Origin of the sequence: Cronbergia sp. UHCC 0137 (assembly GCF_034932285.1) — a bacterium.
Classification (GTDB): Bacteria; Cyanobacteriota; Cyanobacteriia; order Cyanobacteriales; family Nostocaceae; genus Cronbergia.
Map to the genome: position 1 here is coordinate 1 of NZ_JAYGHC010000101.1, position 6556 is coordinate 6556.

Annotated in this window: 8 protein-coding genes and 1 pseudogene; 3 read left to right on the forward strand and 6 right to left on the reverse strand. The window is 37.4% G+C overall.

Annotation, left to right across the window (positions count from 1 at the left end; genetic code table 11):
- Positions 1-208 precede the first annotated feature (208 nt).
- A complete protein-coding gene (locus VB711_RS26125; protein ID WP_323289352.1) occupies positions 209-862 on the reverse strand; it encodes an energy-coupling factor ABC transporter ATP-binding protein in 654 nt (217 codons plus the stop codon).
- Between the two features lie 211 nt (positions 863-1073).
- On the opposite strand from VB711_RS26125, the gene VB711_RS26130 reads away from it, so the two are divergent.
- From VB711_RS26130 to VB711_RS26140, 3 genes are all read left to right on the forward strand, one after another.
- Entirely contained in the window at positions 1074-1988 is a 915-nt protein-coding gene (locus tag VB711_RS26130) for a Sll0314/Alr1548 family TPR repeat-containing protein (RefSeq protein WP_323289353.1), read from the forward strand.
- A gap of 152 nt (positions 1989-2140) precedes the next feature.
- On the forward strand, positions 2141-2593 hold the full coding sequence (locus tag VB711_RS26135; protein ID WP_323289354.1) for a DUF3531 family protein: 453 nt from the start codon (positions 2141-2143) through the stop codon (positions 2591-2593).
- Positions 2594-3025, forward strand: a complete 432-nt coding sequence (locus VB711_RS26140) for an NUDIX hydrolase (RefSeq protein ID WP_323289355.1) — start codon at positions 2594-2596, stop codon at positions 3023-3025.
- Positions 3026-3130: 105 nt separating this feature from the next.
- Here VB711_RS26140 and VB711_RS26145 read toward each other — a convergent pair whose 3' ends face one another.
- The 5 genes and pseudogenes from VB711_RS26145 to VB711_RS26165 form a co-directional block, all read right to left on the reverse strand.
- Entirely contained in the window at positions 3131-3463 is a 333-nt protein-coding gene (locus tag VB711_RS26145; protein WP_323289356.1) for a hypothetical protein, read from the reverse strand.
- A complete protein-coding gene (locus VB711_RS26150; protein ID WP_323289357.1) occupies positions 3463-3852 on the reverse strand; it encodes a hypothetical protein in 390 nt (129 codons plus the stop codon). The genes VB711_RS26145 and VB711_RS26150 overlap by 1 nt, the downstream gene beginning before the upstream one ends.
- Before the next feature lie 285 nt (positions 3853-4137).
- The gene (locus VB711_RS26155; RefSeq protein ID WP_323289358.1) at positions 4138-4926 is read right to left on the reverse strand and encodes a hypothetical protein; all 789 of its coding nucleotides are present in this window, start codon (positions 4924-4926) and stop codon (positions 4138-4140) included.
- Between the two features lie 488 nt (positions 4927-5414).
- Complete coding sequence (locus VB711_RS26160; RefSeq protein ID WP_323289359.1) at positions 5415-6158, reverse strand: Uma2 family endonuclease; 744 nt, start codon at positions 6156-6158, stop codon at positions 5415-5417.
- A 119-nt stretch (positions 6159-6277) separates the two neighbouring features.
- A pseudogene (locus tag VB711_RS26165) lies at positions 6278-6556 on the reverse strand (hypothetical protein); the annotation flags it as partial.

Consider the following 6556-nt stretch of genomic DNA (forward strand, 5'->3'; position numbering starts at 1 on the left):
CCCTAGTTATAATTGAATGATGAGATTTTGGTAATTTTCTATTATTCTCGCAGTTACTTTATTCTTTGCGTCTTTGCTCCTTTGCCACTTTGCGCGAAACATAACAGACGGGGATACACGAAGAGAATATTATTTTTATCCTGAAAATTCTCAAATCCTGGATATCCTGATATGGCTAACGCCACGCTTCGCTATCAGACAATTATATTTAAGTCTGAACTTGTAACTTCGTCGGCTCAACAGATTTTAATTCACCGTGATTTATTTTCCAGCAACAGTCAGCTATGGGAAGCAAATCTCCAGCGTCGTGGGTGACTACTAACAAAGTCCAATCTTTTTTTAATTTAGCTAATAAATCTACCAGTTGCCGTCGCATTGACCAATCTAAGCCGGCTGTGGGTTCATCTAATAATAATACATTTGGTTGGCGAATTAGTTGCACCGCTAAGGCTAAACGTCGCTGCTGTCCACCACTTAAAGCATGAGGTGATGCTCCAAGTGATAAATGCTCTAATCCCACTTCAGCTAATGTCTGTCTGACTCGTTCTGAATTTAATTCAGGATGTCCTAGACGTAATTCTTCTAAAATAGTACCACCGCAAAAGTGACGCTCTGGAAATTGAAAGACCAAACCAGCCAATTGTTGTAGCTGCTCGGCTATTAGCTGCTGTTCTCTCCAGAATACTGCCCCTGATGTGGGTTCGGCCAGTCCAGATAAAATTTCTAGTAAGGTGCTTTTACCAGAACCACTAGGGCCAATGATCAAACCTAGTTGCTGGGGTGCTAATTCTAGATTGACGGTTTTAAGAATTGCGGTTGGACAGGCTGTGGGATGATAAGTTAAATTTCTCAGATAAAGCATTTCGGGTCAGGAGTCGGGAGTCAGGAGGAAAAAAGCGAAGAGGAGAGAAATTCTGAACTTAATGGCAAAATTAATGTCAAAATCAATTCTGCTCATCTTTTAATTCTGTAAATCCTGATCGTGGAACTTGAGCAATTTAGTATAGTCTATCTTTGTAGAAAAATGTGGTGTTGCTGAATTTTTGAACTTGAGAAATATTTTAGGTATTATCATGTATAGATCAATAATGTTATTACGGTCTTTGCGTCTAAGGAATATCGCTTTAATTATAGCGATCGCTCTCAATTTTTGCCTAAATCCAGCAATGGCGGCTGATCCATTTCGCAATAAGCAACCGCGCAAAATTGGCGAACAAACAGAATCGGCTTTTAAGGCTATTTTCCAGCAGGGTGACTATCCCACAGCCGAACGTTATTTAGATAAGGCTATTTCCGCAGAACCAGATGAACCCTTAGCCTATGCTATACGCGCCTCCCTCGCCTATGGTGATAAGGATTGGATTACTTTGAGCAATTACAGTCAAAAAACTTTAGAAACTGGAAAAAGATTGATTGTTCGTGATCCATTACGTGGTAACTTATATACTGCTGTCGGGCATTTTTTAGAAGGAGCAGTCATTCTCCTCCGAGAAGGTACTCTTAATGGTGCATCCCAAGCCCTAAGTCGTCTTAGACAAGTTTATGAGTATTTGGACAAAGCCGAAGCGATCGCTCCCAATGACCCAGAATTAAATTTAATCAAAGGGTACATGGATTTGATGTTAGCCGTTAATTTACCTTTTACCAGTCCAGATCAGGCAATTGAACGGTTAGAGAGAAATGCAGCCCCTGAATATTTAGTAGATCGGGGTATTGCTTTGGCCTATCGGGATTTAAAACAATACTCCCAAGCGTTAGACTATGCTAACCGAGCCTTAAAGAAAACATCCGAAAACCCAGAGATTTATTATCTCAAAGCCCAAATTACCCACGAATTGGGAAAAAAGAACAAAAGTAAATCCCTACTTCAGGATGCGATCGCTAATTTTGATAAAGCCTTAACCAAAAAATCCCAACTTCCTGCTAATTTAATCAAACAAATTGAATACGAACGCAATATAGCTATTAAACGACTCCAGGATTTATGATTTGGTGATTGGTAATTGGTAATTGGTAATTGGTAATTGGATAATCTTCAAATCCGTGTCATCCGTGTAATCCATTAAATCCGTGTTCGTGATTGGTGATAATTCCTCCCTGTCCTTTTCCTTTTGACTTTCCCTTTGCCCCTTTTCTAAAAATGAACATTCAATTCCGCGAATTTAATGCTTTTGATGTCTGGATTTGGTTGAAATTCAGCAACGTTCCTTCTCAGAAAGAAAAACAATATGTAGAAGAAGTATTCAATTCCTGGTTTTATCTGGGTAAATTGGGTGGATTTAATGCTGAAAATCTGCAAGTGCAGGACACTGGTTTAGATATCAGCTACATGGACTATGATCAACAGGGTTATGATAAAAGCCTGATGGCGTTAATGCATAACATGGGTCAATTTGAGTATGAGGGAGAATGGGGGCGTTGTTGGTTTGATTTAGGAACAAGTGATGCGATCGCACTCGATATTCTTGTTAACGCCCTCACCCAATTAAGTGAAGAATACGTCACCATCGAAGAATTGTATATTGGTGGCGAAAATTCAGATTGGCCAGTCGAAAATAGCGAAAGTCACAATTATTCAATTTACGATAATTAGATGAATAAATCAGGTCAAATTCGAGTAATAGTTCTAGCACTAATTCGTGACGGGGAACGAATATTTGTTTCTGAAGGATACGATCCTAAAAAACAATCAACATTTTATCGTGCTTTAGGTGGTGGCGTAGAATTTGGTGAAACTAGCCGCATAGCTTTAGAAAGAGAATTTCAGGAAGAAATACAAGCAGAATTAACCAATATTCGCTATTTGAGTTGTATTGAAAATCTGTTTATCTTCGACGGTAGACAAGGACATGAAATTATTCAACTTTATCAATGCGATTTTGTAGATCCCCAATTTTATCAAATAGAAAGCATCACTTTTTCTGAAACACCAGAACGTCAACACCGCGCTTTATGGATCGACATTAGCAAATTTAAGTCAGGAGAATTAAGATTAGTTCCAGAAGTATTTTTCGATTATTTGTAAATTCAATTTTGTTATACCATTTCTTTGTGAAGATGCGTTTGATTTCCGAATGTAGAGGCGTTCCATGGAACGTCTCTACACTCCTTAACCGAGAAGTATTGCCTCTTAATCATATCTATCATTTTTCAATTTAATCACCTCAATTACATTATCGTGATGTTGACCTGCAATAATATCTTTTAAATGAATTTTACCTTCAATGTATTGTAAATGTATTCGCCACCCAGATATTTTATCAATATCAGCACGGTATATGGCTTGTTTAATTCCTGTGACTTTATGTAGTCTGGTTTTAGGGAAAGTTCTAGTTCTGTGACATTCATTATCTTCTAACTCAGCTAAAGCTTGGAGAAAATCAATTTTCAACTCGTCAGGTAAAATCTTCATCGCTTCATGAATTACACCATATTCATCTAGAAGGGGTTTAATTTGTACCATCAGCAAGAATGTACCTTTAATTCTTGATTTTCTTCAACAATAAAATCTTGATAAATAAACTCAGCGATCGCATTATAAGCTTTTTGAGCATCTTCTATATTAACCATTCTAAATAGAGTGATTAATATACAACCAAAAATTGGATCATCGTCAATAGTTAAAATAATTCTTTGTTCATCATTGATTTTCAGAGAATAGATAGTGGAATCGTAGAAATGATTAAGTTTTATATTTCTGAGTTGTTCGCTATTTTTGTAAAGTAGATCATTATCTGCTGATAAAAGTTCAAAATAGCGATTCATTTCTTTAATAATTTTAAATTTTTCTGTATCCGTAAATTTTTCTAAATCATTCTCAAAATTCTTTGTCGATTCAATGAGTATATCCATTAAGCTCACTCCTGAGTCGAGATTTTAAAGCTAATTCAAATTTAACTTAAAATTCCAGAGAATTGGTGATCTTTAATTCTTCATTTAAAAACCGTCCTCAGCTTTAGGTAGCAAGTAAGGACGGTTGATTAAGTATTTTTAGACATTCAGACACAAGTAGTTAGGGAATTACAGAGAAAATCAACTGGCTTTCTTATCGGCTCAATTAGAAAATTGGTGTTGATGTTGAACTATTGAGGTAGAATCCAATCACCCACCAATGATCAACGGTTTTGTAGTAAACAGTTAAGCTTGCTTTTTATTTTTATTTTGACGCAAGGTAGCGGCGCTGATAGCACCTACACTGAAGATAGCTAGTAAAGAAGTAGGTTCAGGAATAGCTTCAGGTACTAACCGATCAATAGAATAGCGAGTGCGGAAAATGGTATAATCAGTGTTGGCAGAACTTCCTCTGGCTTGACTATCAGCAGTGGTGACATTAAGGAAATCTGCGGCTAGATCAATATTGGGAATTACTCCCCAGGGTGATATACCATTAGCTCCTCTTCTTTGAGCATTTACCCAATTCCCTGATTGAATTTCATAGGCTAATTCTGGAGCTTTAGGTACATTACCCTCAAATCGACCGCTTAAATGACCGGAATCGCGTTCGTTAACAGGTATTTGACCAGCACGAGTAAAGGGGTTAGAGTTCTCACTAATCATGTATTCCCAATCACTGGCTTTACTCAACAGAGTTTGACCTGTAGCAAATTCAAATTGACCAATCCAAGATTCATCAACGCTTTGGTCATCCCAAACGACCATATATAGGTAATCTCCTCGATTAACATTGAAATTCCAAGTTTCTGGATTAGACCAGTTATAACCCCCTTGACTACCACCAGATCCCAGTTCGTTACGACCAACGAAGTTTAATACAGAACCATCTTTGTTACCGTAGAATAAACCGTAGTGGTTATCTGCTGTTACAGTAGAGGTGATAGAAGCTGCTATTGCTTGGGCTGTACCAAGGAAGCTTAGTCCAAGGGAAACTAATGTTCCTGCGAATAGATTTTTCAGTGAAATTGACATATTAGATGAGTGATAAAACTAAATTTTAGTATGGCATTATTTCTCAGGATTGAATATTGGTAAGTAGTAGATTTTACTAAAAAAAAATGTTTAGTGGGTTAATTGAGTTCGGTACATCAGAAAAACAGGATTTACTCCCGCAAATTTAGTCTTTTTATAGATATTTTCAGTAAAATTACTATGTTAATTCTATGTTTTGGATATAGAAACATTAAAGCTTTACATAAATAGATGATAATCTTCAGTATTTACTGAGGTACTGAGGCTATAAAGGATGTATTGCGTAAAAAATAATCTACTTATGTGGATAAAAAAGAGCGATGCCTGCGGTGAGCGTTGGCGTAGCCTCTCGTAGAGAAGCGATCGCTAAATTGTTATACTAAACACGGTTGGGAAATCAAAACCCGGTATTTGTAGAGGGTTCAGCACTGCTAAACCTCTACCTACAGCATCAAATCACTAAGCCGGTGCAACTTAGATACTAATTACTATAAGTCTGGTTCAATACCCAAAGCACGTAATTGAGCAGCTAGGCGTTCAACAGTTCCATGTTCTTGTTCAGCCCGTTGATATTCTATTACGGCTCGTTCGTTGCCATCCAATAATAAATTACCATCTAAATCCCACCAACGCAACCAGGGTAATTCCACATTTTGATATTCACCTTGCCATAAACCTAACTCTACTCCCATAGGTGTAATTGGATAATGTCCCCGTTCATTTGCAGGTAATAGCTGATATTCTCCACCAATTAATTCATAAACTTCTAGTAGGGCTTTATTCACTTCATAAATTCCGTAAAATGGAGTACGAATTACCTGCTCATAAATCCAAAATTTACCTTTCCAAGGAGTTTTATCGCGCTCTTCTGCACCATTTCCAGAAACAAATTCTAAAACAATTAATGGAGCAATATACTCTTGCCAAAGGACGTAAGAGCGCCGCGTTTGCCCATTTAAGGTAGGTGGTACATTAGATACAAAGAACCAGTCAGGAGCTTCTGCACCGCGTTCTGGAGGGTCGGTAATACGCCAGTAGATACCCAAATCTTGTCCGATGCAATATTGACCATCAGGATGTAATTGCTTGAGGATGGGTGTAATTGAGTCAGTCAGTAAGATGCTTTGAGGATGTTCTTGCCAATTTTTCACAAATGTACCGTCCGACTCTGGAAGTTGGGTATGGTCTGGGAGAGTGGTTTCAGAAGTTGGGGGATTGGTAGTAAAGGTCATTATATTATGTCCTCGCGCTGGATGAGGTTTGTTTTAGTGTAGCAATATAGTTAATTTAGAGTCTTGGGGAACTGGTAAGATTTTGGGTAAGAGGCGCACATTGTAACCACGCTAAAAAATTACTCTATTTTTTTACCAATATATCCAATAATAATTTTGCCTGTACCCAATTTTGAACATATCTCTAATTGTGGAAAGAAATGAAGCCGCCATGCTCCTGCACCAGTCATTCTCAGATGTAAACTAAAAATACGCTTTTTACCATCAGGACATTCAAAAGTGAGTTTTTCTTTTAATTCTTTCAGCCTAGAATCACTCTCTGGTGTAGCTTTACTTGCAAGATGGTCTAAATTAAAAGCTCCCTCTCTCCAATTTTTACAATAGTTTTCTAACTCAAA

Bases quoted from the DNA above. Each gene is read 5' to 3' on its own strand.
- VB711_RS26125 (WP_323289352.1), bottom strand. From the start codon at position 862: ATGCTTTATCTGAGAAATTTAACTTATCATCCCACAGCCTGTCCAACC.
- VB711_RS26160 (WP_323289359.1), bottom strand. From the start codon at position 6,158: ATGACCTTTACTACCAATCCCCCAACTTCTGAAACCACTCTCCCAGAC.
- VB711_RS26150 (WP_323289357.1), bottom strand. From the start codon at position 3,852: ATGGATATACTCATTGAATCGACAAAGAATTTTGAGAATGATTTAGAA.
- VB711_RS26130 (WP_323289353.1), top strand. From the start codon at position 1,074: ATGTATAGATCAATAATGTTATTACGGTCTTTGCGTCTAAGGAATATC.
- VB711_RS26155 (WP_323289358.1), bottom strand. From the start codon at position 4,926: ATGTCAATTTCACTGAAAAATCTATTCGCAGGAACATTAGTTTCCCTT.
- VB711_RS26140 (WP_323289355.1), top strand. From the start codon at position 2,594: ATGAATAAATCAGGTCAAATTCGAGTAATAGTTCTAGCACTAATTCGT.
- VB711_RS26135 (WP_323289354.1), top strand. From the start codon at position 2,141: ATGAACATTCAATTCCGCGAATTTAATGCTTTTGATGTCTGGATTTGG.
- VB711_RS26145 (WP_323289356.1), bottom strand. From the start codon at position 3,463: ATGGTACAAATTAAACCCCTTCTAGATGAATATGGTGTAATTCATGAA.